Below are 20,093 nucleotides of genomic sequence, written 5' to 3' on the forward strand. Positions count from 1 at the left end.
AATTCATGATGCTACACAATTTTTATTATAAAAGCTGGTATCCATATTATGATTGTTCATAATTACGTAGACTAGGTTCATCCTTTATTTTTTAAATTTTTTTGCGTATCCAGACATGGCTTATTCCATAATCTCCAATTAGTGTGTATTTTAAACCGTAAACAATCATTTGACATTTCGACAATTTTCGAATATTATTCGCCTATGGAAAATCTAGTAGAAGTTTTTAAAGTGTTAGGTAACGAAAAAAGGTTAGAGATACTTCAATGGTTAAAAGATCCTGTCAGCCATTTTGGAAAACCTGTTGCAGATATTTCAAAAAATTTCAAGGAGAAAGGAGGCGTTTGTGTTGGCGATATCCAGGAAAAAGCACAGATGTCGCCATCCACTGTATCCCATTACCTAAAAATGATGCAACAGGTCGGGCTGCTACATTCCGAACGTCATGGCCAGTGGACGTATTATCGGCGCAACGAGGAACGTATTGAGGAGATAACTTCTAAGATAAAAAAAGATCTTTAAAGGAGGGTCGTCAACACCAAAATCAATGGTTGAAGTTTGTATTTAAATATGATAGCAATATCTAATCTAGCGAAGGAAAAATACGGAGACTCCTATGGGAACAGGGCGAGCTGAAGATCCACTTGAAAAGCGGTCTTCTTTTCAAGTTAGCTGAAGCCGTCCCCATGGAAAGCGTAGTATTTTTCCGCAGCGGTTACTAAAGCATAACTATATAAAGACTGTCAACCCTTTATTATGGTGAAGATCTTTAAAGGAGATCTTTTTTTATCCAGCTGTTCTTTTACGAAATAATCGCGTCAGACCAAAAGTAACTGTCAATGATGTTACAGCAATAATGAATGGGAAAACAGCACTTGCTTTTACAAGCATTGTCTCTGAGGATAAAGCACCTGTCTGCTGCCAAGCCGCACTGATATCAGGTGTATAAAATAGTGTCCATATCATTCCTGCAGCTGCTTGAAATACTAAAAAAGAAACACAGAAAACCCCTGCAAAAACAAGATATTTTTTCATGAACATTTCCTCCCTTTATTCGTTTTACGATTTAACAAGGCTTAAATTTTCAAATCTTCATTAGAAATCTGCCTTCCTAGAATCCTCTCAATCTCTTACGCAATGTTTTCCTCCAAATAATCCCCAAATCAGTACAATGAAACAGTTCGTCTGCACTTCTTAAATTATCACGATCCAGATACATGACTTCATTACAGGCAGCAATAGACCATTTGGGGTTTGGGCGATCAAGCAAATGTAAATCATTTTCCGGCTGAATTTTCCCTTCTTCTAACACGCGAAAATACCAGCCCGTTTTCAACCCATTTTCCATTTCTTGCTGCGATACTCTCCCGGGCTGGGTCACTTTGATGGTCGCATCTCCTACTCGGTAAATGTCACCAATAAAAACAGAATACTCATCCATTTCCAGCACAGAAAAATTTTCTTTCTTTTCACCTGCGCGTGCCGTAAATAACTTCTTTACCTCTGGTTCATTGTAATGCTTCACTGGAAAAGCAAAAATACTTTTATCAAAGATAGCTTTCTTTTTTTCCGGATTCTCTTTGGCAAATCCTAACCTGGATAAATACATATTCTTTTTTATCTCATTCTGTTTATTATTAAAAATTCTATGTACAAACGGTTCTTCCATAATGTCACCTGATTTCCTATACTTTTACACTATCATTTCTTACCTTAATATCATTCTAAAGAGAGAAAATAGTCTTTCCGAATATGTTAAAGTAATGAAATATGTTATATTAATTTCATTCTACAAATTATCATGACTTTTGAAAAGCCTCAAGGAGGAGTTAACATGACAATACAAAAAGCAACATTTGCAGGCGGCTGTTTCTGGTGTATGGTAAAGCCTTTTGATCAATGGGATGGCGTACATCAGGTCGTATCCGGCTATACAGGAGGACATATAGAAAATCCTGTTTATGAACAAGTTAAACATGGTAATACAGGACATTATGAAGCTGTAGAAATTACGTATGATGATTCTATCATCAACTACCAAACAATTCTTGATTTATACTGGCCGCAAATTGATCCGACTGACCCAGACGGACAGTTCCAGGATAGAGGCGAACAATATCGAACAGCTATCTTTTATCATAATGATGAACAGAAAGAACTAGCTGAAAAATCAAAGCAGCTGCTTGCGGAAAGCGGACGGTTCGCTAAACCGGTTGTAACAGAAATTAAAGCTGCCGCTGTTTTTTACCCTGCAGAAGATTATCATCAAGATTTTTATAAAAAAAGCAAGACAGAATATGAAGAAGATCGTGCTAAATCAGGGCGAGATGAATTTATTGCAGCAAATTGGCAGGAATCATTCTAAACCAAACCTCGTACAGGCTTTTTTAGAAAAATCCCTGTTAATCCATCCTTTTACATGAAATAGGTCAGAAAAACAACAGGAAGAGACCTGATAACGAATATTTCAGATGGTCTCTTCTTTTTTAAATAATATTTCCCCTTTTATCCTACTTTACTTTGCACGCTTCCACAAACCTTTGATAAATAGTCTGTGACGGGTCATTTGAAAGATGAATCAGCCCTTCCGGATGCCACTGTACACCTAAAACAAAGCGATGTATTTTACTCTCAAAGGCTTCTATCACCCCGTCAGCGGCTTCGGCAGAAACGATAAAATTTTTCCCAAGAGAACGATTGGCCTGATGATGGTAACTGTTCACCCTGATTTCCGATGTTTGCACTATTTTTTCCAATAAAGAAATCGGCGTTACTTTAACAGGATGCGAACGATGATGAAAAGCTGCCTTTTGCGTATGCTGCATCAATTGGCTCGGATATTGCGAATGCAGATCTTGATACATTGTTCCGCCAGTAACCACGTTCAAAATTTGACACCCCCTGCATACTGCCAGTATTGGTTTGTCGGCTTCCAGAAAATGAGGAATTATTTCTTTTTCCAGACGGTCTCTTTCTGGAATAATGATCCCCAAATCAGGATGGGGTTCTTCTCCAAATAACGAAGGATCAATGTCATAGCCACCAGGAAGATAAAGGCCATCCATTTTATGAAGCAAAGAGTCTATTTCCTGATAATCATTATAATACGGGAGAATAACAGGAATTCCGCCAGCTTGTTCTACCGCTTTGACGTTTCGCACATTCATCTTATATTCCAATCCATCTACTTCCATTGATGCTGTCATACCAATGATTGGTTTCACTTGCATATTACCTCCGAATCTTCTTAATGAGCATTCACCATACCATATGCAAAAGGCACACGAATATAGACAAAATAATAGCGTAAAAAAAGCTGAACAATGGCGTTCAGCTTTTTTTACGCTATAGTAATACAATATTATGTTAAAAAGATAAAATACAGTAAGAAGATAACAAACAGAACATACATAATCGGATGGATTTCCTTTGCCCGGCCTTTCATAAGCATAGTAATCGGGTAGAAAATAAAGCCAATTGCAATCCCGGATGCAATGCTGGCAGTTACCGGCATCATTAATACGGTAAAGAAAGCTGGTACAGCAATCTCAAATTTATCCCAAGGAATATCCTTCAGGCTGCTTGCCATTAAGACACCGACAATAATCAATGCTGGAGCTGTTACTTCATTCGTTACTACACTCAGTAAAGGAGAGAAAAATAAAGCTAAAAGGAACAACATACCTGTTACAACAGCTGTAAATCCGGAACGTCCTCCGACACTGACGCCGGATGTTGACTCCACAAAGGAAGTTGTTGTCGATGTACCGACTGCAGCTCCGACTACACTGGCAGAAGCATCTGCAAACAGTGCTTTTCCTGCTCTCGGCAGCTTATTATCCTTCATTAAGCCTGCTTTCGTTGCTACAGCCACAAGTGTCCCTGCTGTATCAAAGAAATTAACAAATAAGAAAGTCAAAATAACAATCAACATTTCCATTGTAAAAATTTGATCAAAATGGATAAAAGCCTGTCCAAATGTCGGCGCTAAACTCGGTGCACTGCTGACAATGCCGCTGATACCGGATGGAACTGGGATCAACCCAAAAATCATACCAGCAATAGAGCTGATAATCATGCCATAAAAAATCCCTGCTTTGACGCCGACAGTCATCAAAATAACAGAGACAACCACACCGAAAATAGCTAATAATACCGTTGGCGAGGATAGATCACCAAGTGCAATGATCGTTGATGGATCAGCTTGCACAATTTCTGCATTTTTTAAACCGATAAATGCAATAAATAAACCAATTCCGGCGCCAATAGCCTGCTTGAGACTTGGCGGAATCGCATTGATAATTAACTCACGGATTCCCGTTAATGTTAAAATAATAAATATGATACCAGAAGCTAGAACCCCTGCAAGCGCTGTTTCCCATGGAATACCAAAGCCCATAACAACCGTATATGTAAAGAAGGCATTCAGCCCCATACCAGGCGCAAGTGCTACAGGATATTTTGCGAGAACGCCCATAATAATGGAACCAAAGGCAGCCGCAATCGCTGTCGCAGCAAACACCGCTTCTTGATCCATTCCCGATTCACCTAAAATACTCGGGTTAACAAATAAAATATAAGCCATCGCTAAAAAGGTGGTTAAACCAGCGACAGATTCAGTTCGAAAATTCGTACCCAACTTGTCGAATTCAAAAAAATTACGCATGAACTTTTTCCTCCATTTTTTACTGGAATTTTTTATTCTCTAAAATAGAAAAGTTCCTCCAATATGTATCCAGCTCTATTATGCTCTTTTCAATAGTGCTTATTCGACAAAAAAACTCTTAATCACATTAAGAGTTTCTGTAGGAACAGCAGAGGATAATCTTTTGCTTTTCATTATATAATCAAATGAAATCAAGATAATTTCCGCTGCGTAGTCAGACCGTTTACGGCGGTCTGGTAGAAACTCTGGGCCTTATCCCCGAAATTATACGCATTTCTATTAACTTTACATTCTTATATTACTAAGACAGCTATTTTTTGTCAATAAAACACGAACAAAAAACAGCATTTATATGCTTAACATTCGTTGATAGCCATTCATATTACCAAAGCAGGTATTTTTTCGCATAAAAACCCGCAGAAATAATCCTCCTCACCGGATTTCTGCAGGCTTTCTTATCGAAAGATGTTACGTATATTGACGCAATTCAGGTGGAGTATAACTGGTAATAAACGCTTCAATCTCCTCCAGAGAATCGGAAAATAATATGCGTTCTCTATCCTGTTTCGATAAAAATCCGTTTTCCACCATATCATCATAGAATCGCGCCAGACTATCGTAATATCCATTCTGATTAAACAATATACATGGATTATTATTTTGACCAACCCTTGCCCAGGATATGACTTCCGCAATTTCTTCTAATGTTCCCGGGCCGCCTGGAAGCGCTATGTAGCAATCCCCTAATGCAATCATTTTATTCTTCCGTACCGTCATGGAGTCCACCACTTCTAAAGAGGTTAAGTCTGGATGGCTCAGCTCCCTTTCCACTAAGAAGTCAGGAATAACCCCGATTGCTTCTCCATGATTTGCTAATACTTCATCTGCTACCACACCCATTAATCCTACTTTTCCGCCGCCGTAAACTAATGTATGCTTCTTTTCCGCAATCCATTGTCCGACTCGCTTTGCAGCCTCTTGATAAACTTGATCGTTACCCAGACTTGCGCCACAATAAACAGCGATATACATGCCCATCCCCCATTTCTATCTTCTATGTTTACTAGAGATAACTTATTTTACAATACAGCATGATAATGATTCAATACATGTATATGCTTTTTAAAATAATAAATAGAGATGAGGTAATCATCAGTTAGGATGGTGAACGAGCAAATGACTTATACATTTGTGCACGGGCTCGGCCAAACTGCATCCAGTTGGCAGCCGATTATAGATGATTTAGAAATCGATTCACAGCAAGTCGCTTCACCAGAATTATTTTCTTTACTTGGGGAAGACAAACCGAATTATTCCAATGTATATCAGCATTTTTTCAATTATTGTGAAAACCTGGATGGAGCCGTTCATCTATGCGGCCTTTCACTGGGCGCGATTCTCTCTTTAAACTATGCACTCGACCGCCCAGAAAAAGTAGATTCGCTGATATTAATGGATGCGCAGTATAAAATGCCAACGTTTCTTCTCACGATACAAAATGGCATTTTCCGAATACTGCCCAATTCTGTATTTCAAAAAATGGGGCTGCCTAAAAAAGATACGATTCAACTCACCTCATCGATGAAAGAATTAGATTTCAGTAAGCAATTAGCAGAGATATCCTGCCCAACGCTTATTTTGTGTGGAGAGAAAGATAAGCCGAATCGAAAAGCAGCGGAGCAGTTAAGCAGCGAGATTCATGATGCAGACTTGGAAATTGTGAAAGAGGCTGGACATGAAGCAAATGCAGATAACCCGCAAAGGCTTGCAGAAATAGTAGGTGATTTCTGGAATAAGCCCGTATTATCTCGGTCCCAGCATATAAATCCGTAAAAAATGGCTGTGTATAGCAGAAATGAATCATTTCCGCCATACGCAGCCTTTCCTTATTGCATATACAATCTATTTTAACGCCTGCTTCACCTGCCGGATATAATAAAAACGCACAATAAAGAAATATACGACTTGAATGGCTAAAAACAGACCGAGCACCATAGCTGACTCCTTCACCAAATTGTAGAAAAACATATTAGACAGCGCTGTTAATGCCACTGCTCCATGAACCAGTGCAACTATAATCGGCGCGAAGAAAAGCAATGCGGTTTGCCTGTTTAATACTTTCTTCAATTCTTTCTCGGTCAATCCCATTTTCGTGATTGCCTGGAATTTTTTCTTATCTTCATCTAAATCAGAGTAGAGCCGGAAATACAGAAAACTTCCTGCTGATACAAAAAAGACGATACCGATAAATAGGCCGACAAACAAAACGGGGCCAAATGATTTATTAATATTATATTCTTGATAAGCGACATTTTGAATCATTCCGTTAGATACCGCATTATCCAGTTTTTCTGATGTTGCAATCGGGATGTCTTCACCATCTCTGTCCTGCCAGGCGTAGTAACTTTCTTCCCTCGAAGCATCAGGTAAATTGTCAAAGTCACTATCGGACACCACGTAATAATTGCTTCCTGCAGGCAGCGCATTCGATTCGATCAATTGCCCCGGTTCGATAATAGACCCGTCATGTAATTCCAGGGCTGCATTTTCCAGCACTTCTGCTTCCGTATTCCCTGCATGCATATCTTCTAAGAAAACTTGCCCAGTCTCCACGAAAGCCGGTGCACCATTTTCCACGTCAAGTGTTTCTTTATCCGTTAAAGCTGCAAGCCGATTATAATCGGACTGTTTTGCAATCATTACCAGTGATTCATCCTGTTCTTCAAAGTACTGCACCTGCATGGCTTCCCTATCCATATGCATGTCCACTTCTGTGAATGCTTCCTCCATCATGGAAACATTCGCTTCATCCTGCTCCCCATCACCGGTGTATGTTATCGTATAGGGATTCAATTGTTCCGTACCCGCTGTAGTATACGACTGAAATCCGTACAGCGAACCAATCGCACTGAAAGCAACCGTAGAAATAATCGCCACCAGGAAAAAGGATCTGGCGTTATCTTTCATCCGAAAAGACAGATCGGATAGTAGTATCATATTCGTTTTATGCCAGAAAACATTCTGATTTTTCTTCAGACGCCGGATGATAAATACACTTAACTGCGTAAATAAGAGGTATGTGCCAAGAATCACAACGATAACAACCGGAACCAGAGCTCCCACTACTGCCAGTCCTTCAACAGAAAGCGCAACGGTATATCCCGATCCAAGCAAAAGAACTGCCAAAATGGTTAAAAATAGATTCGCTTTTGGCTCCCCTTTGGACTTTTGATTGCCTTTGATTAAATCAATCAATTTCCGGCTCCGCAAAATATAAGACACGAAGATAGAAATCAGAAAAAATAATACGATAAAGCATCCCAGCGTCAGCAAAATAGGCTGCGTTGGAAAATAAAATGGCAATTCATTATCAATAACGAGCACATTTTCCGCAATCAGTAAAATCCCTTTGGCAAATACGAGTCCTAATCCGATACCGCCAATCGTAGCTAACAAGCCAATAAACATATTTTCCAAAAATACCATCGAACGAATCTGCTTCATGCTCATTCCCTGCATCATCAATAAGCCGAATTCTTTTTTCCGTGATTGCAAGAAAGAACTCATGGAATAAAGCACAAAGAAAAAGGAGAACACATAGATAATTCCGGCAGCTACATTCATTCCAACACTGACATTGGAATTCATATTGTCTCCAGTCAACTGCGGATGCGATGCAAAAATGGAGAAGGTAAAGAACACCATCACCGTAAACAAACTGGTCAGAAAATACGCAGCATAAAGCCGTTTATTCCGGATGACATTATTAAACGCGAACTGACGAAAAGTCATTGGAATCCCCTCCCATTAATGAGAGTGTGTCGATAATCTTTTGGAAAAAAGCCTGCCGATTATCGCCGCGATGAATTTCCGAATAAAACTTCCCGTCCCGTATAAACACGACACGATTGCAATAGCTTGCCGCCTGTGGATCATGCGTAACCAGAAGCATCGTTGTCTTTTCCTTCTCATTAATCGACTCCAGCAATTCCATCACGTCTTTAGAAGACTTGGAATCCAAATTTCCAGTCGGCTCATCCGCTAAAAGCAATTTCGGCGTATGAATCATCGCCCTGGCAACCGCAGCTCTTTGCGCCTGCCCGCCAGAGATTTCATAGGTTCTTTTGTCCATAATATCTGTTATCCCTAACTTCTCTGCAATTTCCTTTGCTTTTTCCTTCATATCCCTTACCTTTTTGCCATCAAGCGTTAAAGGAAGCACCATATTTTCTTCCACAGTCAAGGTATGCAATAAATTAAAATCCTGAAAAACAAAACCTAACTCCCGTCTGCGGAATTGCGCCAGTTTTTCCTTTTTCAGACGATGCGGATCCTTTCCATTAATTAAAATTTCACCTGTCGTTGGTTCGTCGATTGTAGCAATCATATTTAATAGCGTTGTTTTCCCGCTTCCAGACGGTCCCATGATGCCTACAAATTCATTATCCTCTACGGTTAAATCAATGTCTGACAATGCACGATAGGAAAGTTTTCCTTCGTACACTTTACTGACTTGTCTTACTTTCAACATAAGAATACTTCCTTTCTTAGCATTTGATTTAACCATAGTATATCGCTGTTCTCAAAGAGGGAACGATCGAAATTCCTTTCAATTAGCTTACAATGTTGTAAGGTTTTGCGTTTCTGAGAAAACAATCCGGAACGTTGTACCTTCCAAAGCTTTGGATTCAAATTCAATACGGTGGTGAAGGTACTCCACTGACTCTTTTATTAGGTACAGCCCCATTCCCGTAGATTCTCTGAATCTCCTTCCGTTTTCTCCTGTATAAAAAGCATCAAAAATACGTTTTTTATCCGCTTCTGGAATGCCTATTCCAAAATCCTGTATTTCTAAAACAGCCTCTTTCCCACGTTCATACATGGAAATAAGCACGGAATTACTCTTTCCTGCAGAATACTTCACTGCATTTAAGATAAGCTGCGTTAAAATAAAGTAGAGCCACTTTTCATCACTTTGCACAGTTAATCCCGCTGTTCTTTCTTCCACTTTCGGATAGACCTGGTTACGTATGTAAAACCGTTTGTTTTCCCCATTCACCTCATGAACCAATGCTTCCAGATGAATCGGCTTAATATGAAAATCCTGCTCAATCGTCCGCAGTCTCGCCATATAAAGAATCGTATGTAATCCCGACTTCATCCGTTCCGTTTCTTCCCGAATATTGGATGAATCCGGTTCATCCAGATTCTGCGCAGTAAGTTCAATCACAGAGATTGGTGTTTTCATCTGATGCACCCATTGATCCATCAGCTTCAGGTGCTCTACCCTTTCCTTTTCAATGGTATTAATCTGCTGCTGATAATGCTTGTACTGGCTTCGCAACAGGTCATCCAAAGCTTCTGAAACAGGATGCTGGCTGCTTTTCTGCAGCGATTCATCCAGTGTTTCTAAAGGCCTGCTTAATCGCTTATAAAAGGAACGCCGGCTGACATATTGATAAAAAAGGTAGCAGGTCAACAAAAAGAAGCCGATAAAAATGGCATACAGCGCCGGCAGCAGATTCCGGTAGCCATCCAACCAATAAAGAAGCAGGATAGCCGTGAATTGCAGGATATTAAGCGCAATCAATAAAGCATGTTCCTTAAAAAATAGCTTCATTTCAACTCTCCTTTAAACAGCTGTTTTAAACTTCACGACTTAGAAAAACAAGCCTTTCCACTTCTTTAAAGCCATGTCTTTGATAAAATGCTTCTGCCGGTATCCCTCTGTCCGTTAAAAGAGAAATGGCAGTAATCGAATTGGAATCCAGTTCATTTATCAAATGATTGATTAGCGCCTTTCCAATCCCTTTATTTTGTCTGCCCGTATCTACACACATTTCATGGATGAAAAATTCATCTCCGCTCCACCAGGCTCGTCGTGTTCCAAATATAAAACCTACCATTTTCTCTTTTTCTATCGCAGACACGCCTAAAAATCCCGGAGTCCGGTAAAAATCTGTCAAATATTGTTCAGCTTTTTCCATCGTCCATTTATCATTCCATGGCTCCTTGTTAAAAACGCTTAAAAACAGGTTACTGCACATACGCAAATCATTCTCTTCAACTGTTTTAAAATGCACACTGACACTTCCTTCTTTCATTTATTCTCCTTTTTCGTTCACATGCTTTTCAGCCGATATCCGACTCCTCTGACCGTTTCCACACCATCTTCTATTCCGACAGCTTGCAGCTTTTTTCGCACCCTTGTGATATTAACATTTAAGGTGTTTTCATCCACGTAAGTCTGGTCATCCCACAATTTTTCCAGCAAATCCTCCCTGCCGGCAACACGCGGATAGCGGTTCATCAATGTTTCGATAATATCCGCTTCTTTTTTGGATAAAAACGTTTCTTCCCCGGCAAAGGTTAATTCCAATCGTTCCGGTAATAATTTCAGACCTTCTACTTCCAAAAAACGCTCCTTCGCATCCTGTGCATATTCTCCATAGGCACGGCGCAGCTGACTACGTATTTTCGCCATCACAATTTCTGCACTAAACGGTTTCGTAATAAAGTCATCGCCGCCATTTTCGAGTGCCATGACCTGATCCATCTCCCCTGTCCGTGCGGAAATAAAAATAACCGGGCAAGTGGATGCTGTGCGGATTTGCCTGCACCAATAAAAGCCATCATAGCTTGGTAAATTAATATCTAAAAGTACCAGGTTAGGCTTTGTTTCTTGGAACACTTCCATAATCCGTTCAAAATCCGTGACAAAGGATACATCATAGCCATATTTTTCAATATAATCCTGCAGATGTTTTGTAATCTTTGGGTCATCTTCTACAATCATAATGGTCTGCATATCTATCACCCTTCTCCATTCTAAAAATAATTATGGCACAGATTATATGGAACCACAAAAATAGCGAAAGCATTTTCACCTTACAAAATTGTAAGCTGTGTGTAAGAGAGAACGATTTTTTACATTCAAGTTTCTTTTCTACAATGAAGATACGCATAAAAACAGAAGAAGGAGTTGTCGATTGATGAAAAAGAGAGTAAAGATACTGGTGGGTTTTCTCATTATATTTATCGCCGCAGCTGTTGCTATCCAAAAGACGACAGCCGGAATCATTCCTTTAACAGACTGGTTATTACAAAAGCCTGTAGAAACCTATTATGTAGAAACAACGGCTGATAATTACGAGAAACTGTGGACCGGCAATTATAAGTATATCTTTTCAGGGTATAACGAAGCCGGAGAGGAACAGCAAATTACGAGAGTGATGGATAGAGAATTACGAACAGAAGCTTTTCTGCGTATGGATGCATCGGGCAGCTATGGAAAAGGCTGGGTAGAAGTCACGGATGAAAAAGTTCCTGAAGAAGCGTTACTGCAACTGGATTAAAATGCAGGTTCATCAACGGGCCAAAAAGCACCCCAGCTTATTTCATAAAACGGAGCTTGGTAAGATAAAATGAACCTCTTTAACGAAATAAAGATTTTTGATAAAGTTAAAAAGAAACTGACTCTCAAAGGAAGAATAATAATGAAGCGTCTTATCATTGGTATTGTTATTTTATGCATTTTATTTTTAGGCTTACCGTTAGTCAATATTAACAATTATATACTCTTTGAAGCGATAGAATGGATTACAAAATTCATTTTTCCTTGGATTGCATTGTATTGGCTTATTCGAGGAGTGAAATCTGTAGAGAAAGTAAGATAAAAACAAGCTATCTTAGACATTCAAGCTAAGATAGCTTGTTTAACTATTACGTATTTTTGTTTTAACATCTCTACAATAGCCCTCTTCTATTATTTACTCAATTCCGCACTTTAAAAAGTAACTTGCTTTCCATAGGAACAAGGATTGATCGTTTCTTCTATATATCTGTTGACAAAGATTAGAAGATAAAGTGGTGAAGTGTAAGGCTACCGCTACGGCGGACCGTTTTGCTTTCCTAGGGGCACGCTCTTCAGCTAACTTTTGCCAAGAAGAGCGCTTGGCAAAAGTGGATCTTCAGATGGTGCTGATCCCTCAGGAGTCAAAACGGTCCGCCTCCGCTGGTGGGGTATTCTATACATTTGCAATAGCTGAACAACTAAATGATGGTTTATTTAGGCTAAAAAGCTATTATTTCTTCTCACTTCATCACGATGTTATTTCTTCCAAATGCTGTAGCATACTATTAGAGCGTAGGCCAACCACGTAGACTCCTATGGGAACAGGGCGAGCTGAAGATCCACTTGAAAAGCGGGTTTCTTTTCAAGTTAGCTGAAGCCGTCCCCATGGAAAGCGGAGTGGTTGGCCGGAGCGGAAGCTATACACCATATCTTGTTCAAAAAAAATGATTAAACAAAAAGCAAGCATGATAATAGAGATCATGTTCATCCTGGAACAGCAAGTTTTATATGCCTATTCTTAGGTGCAAAAGTTGAGTTATTTAAACAACAAACCAAACCGCTTCCGCTATAGCATGACATCTTTCAAGATACATTTTCCTAAGTTAGAAGTTTTATCTTTTGCGAACTTGGCAATTATAGTAATAAATGGAATCTTAAAAAAACATATGTTTTTTAAAGAATTTAAATAGAATGTATGTAAGCACGAAATGAATATTTTGTGTGGTTAGCGAATAACACATTGTGTAGAGTACGCTATTCTGTTTTACGAAGCTCTTTTTGAATGTATTTTTAAATGGAATATTATGGGAATAACATCATGTTTTTTCGAAGATTCCTATTTATACTACCAACTATATTTAAGGGAGCGTGTGTTAAATGAAAATTGTAGCATTATTTCCAGAAACATCCGGAAGTGGTACAGAGAATCAATTATTAAATACCGAGAAAGCAATCGGATTAAAACCGTTCTTACAAGAAAAAGGACACGAACTGGTTATTTTAAATGATAACGAAAAAGATTTAAATGCACATTTGGCTGATATGGACGTCGTTATCAGCGCACCTTTCTACCCTGCGTATATGACAAAAGAACGTCTGAACAATGCGCCAAATTTAAAACTTGCCATTACCGCTGGCGTTGGTTCAGACCATGTCGATTTAGACGCAGCCGTTAAGAATGAAGTGACCGTTGTCGAGGTGACTGGCAGTAATACAGTCAGTGTAGCAGAACATGCTGTTATGGATATTCTTATCCTGCTGCGTAATTTCTTAGAAGGCCATCGTCAGGCAGAGGAAGGCGAATGGAATTTATCACAGGTCGGTAATGATGCCCATGATTTGCAGCATAAAACAGTCGGTATTTTCGGATTTGGACGCATCGGTCAATTAGTTGCAGAGCGTTTAGCACCGTTTGATGTAACGTTGCAGCACTACGACCCGATGAACCAAAAAGATATGAAAGGTTCTACCTTTGTTCCTTTCGACAAGTTAGTTAAAACAAGCGATGTGATTACCATTCATGCACCGTTAACCCATTCTACAGATAACCTGTTTGATAAAGAAGTCTTAAGCCAGATGAAGGAAGGCAGTTATTTAATCAACACCGCACGCGGTAAGATTGTAAATACAGATGATGTAAAAGAAATGATTGAATCCAATCATATACAAGGCTATGCAGGCGACGTATGGTATCCACAACCTGCTCCGTCAGACCATCCTTGGAGAACCATGCCACGCCAGGCAATGACTGTTCACTATTCCGGCATGACGTTAGAAGCGCAAGCTCGTATTGAAGAAGGTGTCAAAGATATCTTAACGCGTTTCTTTGAAGAAAAACCGTTCCAAGAGAAAGATGTGATTGTAGACGGCGGTAAAATTGCGAGCTCCAGCTATACTGCGGAATAAAAGTTGTTTTAAATAGCATATTCTGCTTGATAGTATACAGATTTATAAAAATAGGCGTATTTTGTTTCCCCCCTAAATACGCCTATTTTTTTATAAGGAAAGCCACATCTAATCGTAATAGTAAGAACAATTTTCCATCTACAAATGTCGGCTCTTAACAGCCTGATTTTTTTCATAATGATAAAGCGTGCGTTTACTGATATTTGTCTGTTTCGCTCATTCTCCTATAACGCAAAAAGCTATCACAGTTACATTTATCTGTGACAGCTTTTGAGTGCTTTAAATATTTTCCTGTCTTAACGTCTCCACGATACTATCCTTCTTCAATTTCGACATCGAGTAAAGCATAGCTGCTCCAACAATCAGAAATACAGCTAGAATCGCAATTCCAATATATATCCAAGGAATGCTGAAACTGTAATCAAAGGCGTATTGTGTTTGCGAGTAAATAATATACATCACCACAAAACTAATTGGCAAACCATACAACAAGGATTTCATTCCATAAAACAGGCTCTCAAAATAAATCATTTTACGAAAAGCTTTTGGCGTCATGCCAATCGATTTCATCGTAGCAAATTCTCTCCGTCGCAAGGCAATACTTGTTGAAATGGTATTAAAGATATTAGCGACAGAGATCAATGTAATCAGGATGATAAACCCGTAAACAAAAATAGACAACACCCGTGCAAATTGTTCATTATCCCGTCTGATTTCATACTGATTATAAATAGATACCTCATTCGCAATTCCCAGCGCTTCTATATCTTCTTGCGCCTGATCCGGGGCATCAGAGGTGACATATACCTCGGATAAACTTGCTCTTTCATTTGGATATGATTCCACAATATTCTCAAGCACTTGTTCCGGTACAATAAGATAAATGGTCTTCGAATCAGCATGGGAATCCCCAACTGGATATTGATTCGTCAGACCAAGCAGCTCGATGTCTTCCCCCTGTTCCAAATTCCAATCTTCTGTCTCTTCATTGTAGCTGTTCACTTGAAGCGGCAGCATATCACCTGTATCCACTTTTAACATATCCGTTTCGATATATTGCGTGCCATCATTATAGGTGACATGGTTCACTAAAACACCACGAAAATCACTTTCTGCCCTATCCGTTATATCATTATCGGCAAGATATTGTTCCCAATCCGTGTCAGATAAGCCGACTAATTCCAGGTTATACGGAAGACCTTCTGCTTTTTCAGGCGTTTGATCCCAATTTTCATAGTTCTCCCCAGTCATGTGCTCCGGAAAATATGCCTGGAGATTAGCTTCTTTGTAAATGAAACTTTCCTCCACACTATCTAAATCTTGTATGTCTTGATAGGTTTTCCACAATGGGTTTGAATCATCTATCTCCCCTGTGCCGCTAATGGAAATATCATATTCCAGTTCCTCCGACAGTACTTCATATGATTTTGTCAGCGAATTGGTATAGAACCCTACAGTTAAGAATAGAATAACGCTGATCATGAGTGAAAAAACAGTCACCTGGTAACGTTTCTTATGTCTCTTTAAATTCTTCAAAGCAATTTCCGCTTCATAGCCAAAGAGTTTACGGACGATACGGTTTGTTCTCACTTTCTTTTTCGTTAATTTGACATCCTTTGCCTGGCGGATAGCATCAATTGCCGTTACTTTAGATGCTCTGACTGCAGGTATCCATGCAGAAATTAAAATGGTCATCATAGAAACTCCGACAGCTATCCCGATTAAAGGAAGAGTAACAACCAGCCGGAAATCTGTCTCAAGCCCTACATTTTGTAAAATCTGATTCACATAATGCAACGTGATGCCAATGCCGGCAAAACCAGCTCCAATTCCAATAGGGGTACTGATTGCCCCGATTAAAAATCCTTCAAATAAAACGGAATTTCTTTTTTGCCGTTTCGTTGCTCCAACGCTCGCAAGCATTCCTAAATACCGTGACCTTTCTGATACAGAAATGGCAAATGCGTTATAAATTAATGCAACTGAACCAATCACGATAATCAGCATAATAACTGTTAATAATCCGGATAAAGTAGAAACCATTCCACTATTCAAAGAAACAAGGTACGTATTCAATAACGTCGTGTTAAAATCATATGCATTTATATCTATTCCAGCTTCTTGAGCCAGCGCATCAACTTCCTTAAAAAGGATTGAGTCTAACTCATTCACTTTTACAATTGCACGATCCACCACAGATGACGCTTGTGCATCCGTATAAGCTAAAACCGTATATCCTGGAGACCACGGCTCGTCCCATATCGGTTCTTCGATTTCACCAACAATGGAAAAGCTGTGTTCCGTTTGATTACGTAATTCTTCATCTACTTGTCCCTCCATAACCAGCAGGGAATCATTTTGTTCTAACGTATGATTTGCTATACCTCTCGTTCCTGTATAACGTCTTTCTCCTATATTTAAATCAATCGTATCTCCAATTTGGTAATCAAAATCCTGTCTCTTTAATTCCTCAGAGATCACTACCTCCTTTTCATTTGCCGGGAGCCGGCCTTTCGTCAGATTCACTTGCATTTGGTCCATAGCCGTTTCATCCATGCCCCGGACATAAAGGTATCTTTTCAATAATTGGTCATTCAATGGTGCGTAACCATATTCCTTCATCACACCGACAGAATCTGTATTGGCATCGGTTTGAATTTTTTCCAGCTGCTCTGAATCAAGCTGATCCATGCTGTAATGCCAATTTCCTTCATTAGCAATCGCATCCCGCTGCTGCATATCTATAAATGAAATACCAAGTGAAGCTACCCCTGTAATCATCGCAACAGAAATAATGACCCCAATAATTGTAATAAGCGTTCTTCGTTTATTTTCTTTTAAATGCCTTAACGTAACTTTATTAACTATATTCATTGGCGAATCACCTCGTCCTTGGCGATCACACCGTCCTCAATGGAAATAACCCGATCAGCCTGAAGGGCAATTCGTTCATCATGGGTAATGACGACCAATGTCTGGTGATATGTTTTATTAAATAGTTTTAATAAATCAATGATTTCTTTACTATTCTTACTGTCTAGATTCCCTGTCGGCTCATCTGCAAGAATAATAGACGGATTACTGATTAGAGCTCTGCCAATGGATACACGCTGCTGCTGGCCTCCGGATAGCTGATTCGGTAAATAATCTAATCGGTCTTTAAGTCCAAGTATTTCAATCAATTCCTTAAAGTGCTTTTTTTCCACCTGATGAGAATCTAACAGCATCGGCAACGTAATATTTTCCTCCACGGTTAAAATCGGCAGGAGATTATAAAACTGATAGATTAAGCCAATCTGCCTCCTGCGAAAAACAGCTAACTGTGTTTCATTTAATTCATAGATATCTGTATTCTCTATAAATACCTTGCCATCCGTCGGCCGGTCCACACCTCCCAGCAAATGAAGCAGTGTCGATTTCCCAGAACCAGACGGTCCAATAATTGCTACAAACTCCCCCTGCTCCACGGAAAATGATACATTATCCAATGCTTTTACCGCCGTGTCACCTTTTCCGTACACTTTAGACAAATTTTCAACCCGCATTAATTCCACTACCATTTCCTCCTTCTTTTCCTTTATTCCCTACTTTACCTGCCTAAAGTGACGGGATAATGACAATAACAGTGACAATATTGTCACCTATGATGACATAATCTGCTTACAACGTGACACTTCCTTTAGCGAGCTGTTTCTCCCTGATAGAATTTAATTAAAAAAGTGGTTCCTTTTTCAGATTCACTTATTACTTCAATATCTCCCTGCTGATGAGCAACAATCGAATAAGCCATCGCCAATCCAATGCCAACACTGCCATCAGCCGCCTGACTTCCTTTATAAAAACGTTTGAAAATATGTGGAAGCTCTGCTTTCTCGATACCTTTGCCATTATCATTGATTCGTATTTCTGTAAAAATGGCATTTTCCTCATAAGAGATGGAAACTTTTCCGCCATATGGGGTGTGCTCTATCGCATTCTTTAAAATATTAATACAAGCCTCTTTCGTCCAATTTTTATCGCCTATAAAAGTCATCCCTGGCTTTTCTTCTATCTCCAGCTCTATTTCCTTCAGCTCCACAGGAATTTCCATTGGTGCAACAACTTCTTGTATAAGCTGATCCACTTCAACCTTTTCCTTGCTGAACAAAGTAGTTCCCGCATCGATCTTGGAAAGCTTTAATAACGAGGATACAAGCCACTCCATCCGCTCTAATTGCCTGCGAATATGATATGTAAATTCCTGCCGTTTTTCCATCTCGATATTCGGATCGCTTAATAAATCAGCCATTACAGTCATCGAAGTCAGTGGTGTTTTGATTTGATGAGAAATATCGGAAATCGCGTCTGTGAGTTTTTCCTTATCCTTCTGCAGCCCTTCCTGCTGTTCAGATAGCATCCGTGTCATTTTATAGATTTCATTTTTTAATATACTGAGGTCCCCTTCTCTATTATCCCGGACATCGAGCGCGGTATCTCCTGCCATAATTTTTCGTAAATAACCGGATAACTGGATAATCCGCTGATAGCGCCAGGCCATCCATACCATATAGCAAATCGCCAGGCTCCCGCCGACAATCGCAATATAGACAGCTGTGACAGGAGAATGCATATATCCTAATAGCATGCCAATTCCTAAAATCAATACAGTAGAAGTGAGAAAAAAACGGATTTCTTTATTTCGCAGCATCTTCAGCCGCCATTCTGTATCCCAGCCCTCTGACTGTTTCTATGATTGCCGGCTGTTGCGGATTATCTTCAATTTTCTTTCGAAGCCGTTTAATATACACCGTGAGTGTATTATCATTGACAAACTCGCCAGCCACATCCCATATCTGTTCCAGCAGCTGTTCCCGAGACAGTATCTGCCCGCGGTGGTTAATAAAAATCATCAACAGCCGATATTCCAGTGCGGTTAATGCCAGTTCTATGTTTGCTTTATACACTTTTCCTTCTAATGGAAATACCTCTAACGAGCCCAGCTGAAAAGTGTCTTTCTCATTCGAGTTATTTTTTTGATAACGTCTGAGCACCGTTTTAATTCGTGAACTTAATTCGCGAATCCGGAACGGTTTGGTAATATAATCGTCTGCCCCCATATCTAGTCCCATCACCACATTCACCTCATCATCAACAACGGTTAGAAAAATAACAGGGACATCTGCTTTTTCTTTCACAGATCGGCATAAATCATAGCCGCTGCCATCCGGTAAGGATAGATCAAATAAGCATAAGAAAATGCTGTTTAGCTCGGTATCTATTATTTCTTCTGCTCCTTGCGCATGATGACAGACAATCACTTCATAACCTTCTTGACTTAACGAATATTCCAAGCCGGAAGCAATTGTTTTATCGTCTTCTACAATAAGTAATTTCATAGCTGTTCCTCCATATTTTATTGCTCATTCCTTCCTTTTCTTGATAAGTGCGTGTTCAAAAAATCCAATAAATAGAACCAAGTCGGCTAAGTTCGCGACGTCCTGTCGCAACGCCGACACTAGCACGTCCTGTGCGTCGAAAGTTCAAGGCGACGTGTTTTTTCCGAACGGACTTTCACAGGATGTGATGACTTCTATGCTTTATAATACGTGAGTATCGGAAAAAACACGTCAACACAGAAATTCACCGCGTCATTTTTATTGGATTTTTTGAACGTCCTTTATAACTATT

The 20,093-nt window shown here is 39.5% G+C and carries 20 protein-coding genes and 1 riboswitch; of the genes, 6 read left to right on the plus strand and 14 right to left on the minus strand.

The genetic code is table 11. The annotated features are described in order from the left end of the window. The first annotated feature begins 204 nt into the window (after positions 1 to 204). Positions 205 to 522 carry an ArsR/SmtB family transcription factor gene (locus ACFQ19_RS06000; RefSeq protein WP_379591162.1) on the plus strand — a complete coding sequence of 106 codons (318 nt, stop codon included), beginning with the start codon at positions 205 to 207 and terminating at the stop codon, positions 520 to 522. Between the two features lie 264 nt (positions 523 to 786). Here the strand turns inward: ACFQ19_RS06000 and ACFQ19_RS06005 are convergent, their stop codons facing one another. Together ACFQ19_RS06005 and ACFQ19_RS06010 are read right to left on the minus strand one after the other, a co-directional pair. After that, positions 787 to 1,035 (minus strand): hypothetical protein, encoded by a 249-nt coding sequence (locus tag ACFQ19_RS06005; RefSeq protein ID WP_379591163.1) that lies wholly within the window; start codon positions 1,033 to 1,035, stop codon positions 787 to 789. A gap of 76 nt (positions 1,036 to 1,111) precedes the next feature. Then, a complete protein-coding gene (locus ACFQ19_RS06010) occupies positions 1,112 to 1,669 on the minus strand; it encodes an MOSC domain-containing protein (RefSeq protein ID WP_379591164.1) in 558 nt (185 codons plus the stop codon). A gap of 165 nt (positions 1,670 to 1,834) precedes the next feature. On the opposite strand from ACFQ19_RS06010, the gene msrA reads away from it, so the two are divergent. After that, entirely contained in the window at positions 1,835 to 2,365 is a 531-nt protein-coding gene (gene msrA / locus ACFQ19_RS06015) for a peptide-methionine (S)-S-oxide reductase MsrA (RefSeq protein WP_379591165.1), read from the plus strand. 145 nt (positions 2,366 to 2,510) lie between these two features. Here msrA and ACFQ19_RS06020 read toward each other — a convergent pair whose 3' ends face one another. The 3 genes from ACFQ19_RS06020 to ACFQ19_RS06030 all read right to left on the minus strand — a co-directional run bounded on the left by ACFQ19_RS06020 (position 2,511) and on the right by ACFQ19_RS06030 (position 5,698). Then, complete coding sequence (locus ACFQ19_RS06020; protein ID WP_379591166.1) at positions 2,511 to 3,230, minus strand: gamma-glutamyl-gamma-aminobutyrate hydrolase family protein; 720 nt, start codon at positions 3,228 to 3,230, stop codon at positions 2,511 to 2,513. 131 nt (positions 3,231 to 3,361) lie between these two features. After that, entirely contained in the window at positions 3,362 to 4,666 is a 1,305-nt protein-coding gene (locus tag ACFQ19_RS06025; RefSeq protein ID WP_379591167.1) for an NCS2 family permease, read from the minus strand. A 191-nt stretch (positions 4,667 to 4,857) separates the two neighbouring features. Then, positions 4,858 to 4,958, minus strand: a riboswitch (purine riboswitch). Positions 4,959 to 5,134: 176 nt separating this feature from the next. Beyond that, positions 5,135 to 5,698, minus strand: coding sequence for an LOG family protein (locus ACFQ19_RS06030; protein ID WP_080873654.1), 564 nt, complete (start codon positions 5,696 to 5,698; stop codon positions 5,135 to 5,137). Positions 5,699 to 5,842: 144 nt separating this feature from the next. On the opposite strand from ACFQ19_RS06030, the gene ACFQ19_RS06035 reads away from it, so the two are divergent. Continuing rightward, a complete protein-coding gene (locus ACFQ19_RS06035) occupies positions 5,843 to 6,499 on the plus strand; it encodes an alpha/beta fold hydrolase (RefSeq protein WP_379591168.1) in 657 nt (218 codons plus the stop codon). Positions 6,500 to 6,568: 69 nt separating this feature from the next. On the opposite strand, the gene ACFQ19_RS06040 is transcribed toward ACFQ19_RS06035, so the two are convergent. The 5 genes from ACFQ19_RS06040 to ACFQ19_RS06060 all read right to left on the minus strand — a co-directional run bounded on the left by ACFQ19_RS06040 (position 6,569) and on the right by ACFQ19_RS06060 (position 11,474). Beyond that, positions 6,569 to 8,458 carry an ABC transporter permease gene (locus ACFQ19_RS06040; RefSeq protein WP_379591169.1) on the minus strand — a complete coding sequence of 630 codons (1,890 nt, stop codon included), beginning with the start codon at positions 8,456 to 8,458 and terminating at the stop codon, positions 6,569 to 6,571. Then, positions 8,433 to 9,197 carry an ABC transporter ATP-binding protein gene (locus ACFQ19_RS06045; protein WP_379591170.1) on the minus strand — a complete coding sequence of 255 codons (765 nt, stop codon included), beginning with the start codon at positions 9,195 to 9,197 and terminating at the stop codon, positions 8,433 to 8,435. Before ACFQ19_RS06045 ends, ACFQ19_RS06040 begins: the two co-directional genes overlap by 26 nt. A gap of 87 nt (positions 9,198 to 9,284) precedes the next feature. Continuing rightward, positions 9,285 to 10,286, minus strand: coding sequence for a sensor histidine kinase (locus tag ACFQ19_RS06050; RefSeq protein WP_379591171.1), 1,002 nt, complete (start codon positions 10,284 to 10,286; stop codon positions 9,285 to 9,287). Positions 10,287 to 10,311: 25 nt separating this feature from the next. Continuing rightward, complete coding sequence (locus tag ACFQ19_RS06055) at positions 10,312 to 10,770, minus strand: GNAT family N-acetyltransferase (RefSeq protein ID WP_379591172.1); 459 nt, start codon at positions 10,768 to 10,770, stop codon at positions 10,312 to 10,314. 17 nt (positions 10,771 to 10,787) lie between these two features. Further along, positions 10,788 to 11,474 carry a response regulator transcription factor gene (locus ACFQ19_RS06060; RefSeq protein ID WP_379591173.1) on the minus strand — a complete coding sequence of 229 codons (687 nt, stop codon included), beginning with the start codon at positions 11,472 to 11,474 and terminating at the stop codon, positions 10,788 to 10,790. A gap of 184 nt (positions 11,475 to 11,658) precedes the next feature. Between ACFQ19_RS06060 and ACFQ19_RS06065 the strand changes: the two genes are divergently transcribed. The 3 genes from ACFQ19_RS06065 (at position 11,659) to ACFQ19_RS06075 (ending at position 14,426) form a co-directional block, all read left to right on the plus strand. Further along, the gene (locus tag ACFQ19_RS06065) at positions 11,659 to 12,021 is read left to right on the plus strand and encodes a YxeA family protein (protein WP_379591174.1); all 363 of its coding nucleotides are present in this window, start codon (positions 11,659 to 11,661) and stop codon (positions 12,019 to 12,021) included. Positions 12,022 to 12,162: 141 nt separating this feature from the next. Further along, the gene (locus ACFQ19_RS06070; RefSeq protein ID WP_379591175.1) at positions 12,163 to 12,342 is read left to right on the plus strand and encodes a hypothetical protein; all 180 of its coding nucleotides are present in this window, start codon (positions 12,163 to 12,165) and stop codon (positions 12,340 to 12,342) included. 1,055 nt (positions 12,343 to 13,397) lie between these two features. Continuing rightward, entirely contained in the window at positions 13,398 to 14,426 is a 1,029-nt protein-coding gene (locus ACFQ19_RS06075) for an NAD-dependent formate dehydrogenase (protein WP_379591176.1), read from the plus strand. Between the two features lie 279 nt (positions 14,427 to 14,705). Here the strand turns inward: ACFQ19_RS06075 and ACFQ19_RS06080 are convergent, their stop codons facing one another. From ACFQ19_RS06080 to ACFQ19_RS06095, 4 genes are all read right to left on the minus strand, one after another. Continuing rightward, a complete protein-coding gene (locus ACFQ19_RS06080) occupies positions 14,706 to 17,300 on the minus strand; it encodes an ABC transporter permease (RefSeq protein ID WP_379591177.1) in 2,595 nt (864 codons plus the stop codon). Then, positions 17,297 to 17,971, minus strand: a complete 675-nt coding sequence (locus tag ACFQ19_RS06085; protein WP_379591193.1) for an ABC transporter ATP-binding protein — start codon at positions 17,969 to 17,971, stop codon at positions 17,297 to 17,299. The genes ACFQ19_RS06080 and ACFQ19_RS06085 overlap by 4 nt, the downstream gene beginning before the upstream one ends. A 134-nt stretch (positions 17,972 to 18,105) precedes the next feature. Continuing rightward, positions 18,106 to 19,113, minus strand: coding sequence for a sensor histidine kinase (locus ACFQ19_RS06090; RefSeq protein ID WP_379591178.1), 1,008 nt, complete (start codon positions 19,111 to 19,113; stop codon positions 18,106 to 18,108). Next, on the minus strand, positions 19,100 to 19,801 hold the full coding sequence (locus tag ACFQ19_RS06095; RefSeq protein ID WP_379591179.1) for a response regulator transcription factor: 702 nt from the start codon (positions 19,799 to 19,801) through the stop codon (positions 19,100 to 19,102). Before ACFQ19_RS06095 ends, ACFQ19_RS06090 begins: the two co-directional genes overlap by 14 nt. Positions 19,802 to 20,093 lie beyond the last annotated feature (292 nt).

The sequence above is a fragment of the Oceanobacillus locisalsi genome (genome assembly GCF_042675985.1).
In the GTDB taxonomy this organism is placed as follows: Bacteria; Bacillota; Bacilli; order Bacillales; family Amphibacillaceae; genus Oceanobacillus; species Oceanobacillus locisalsi.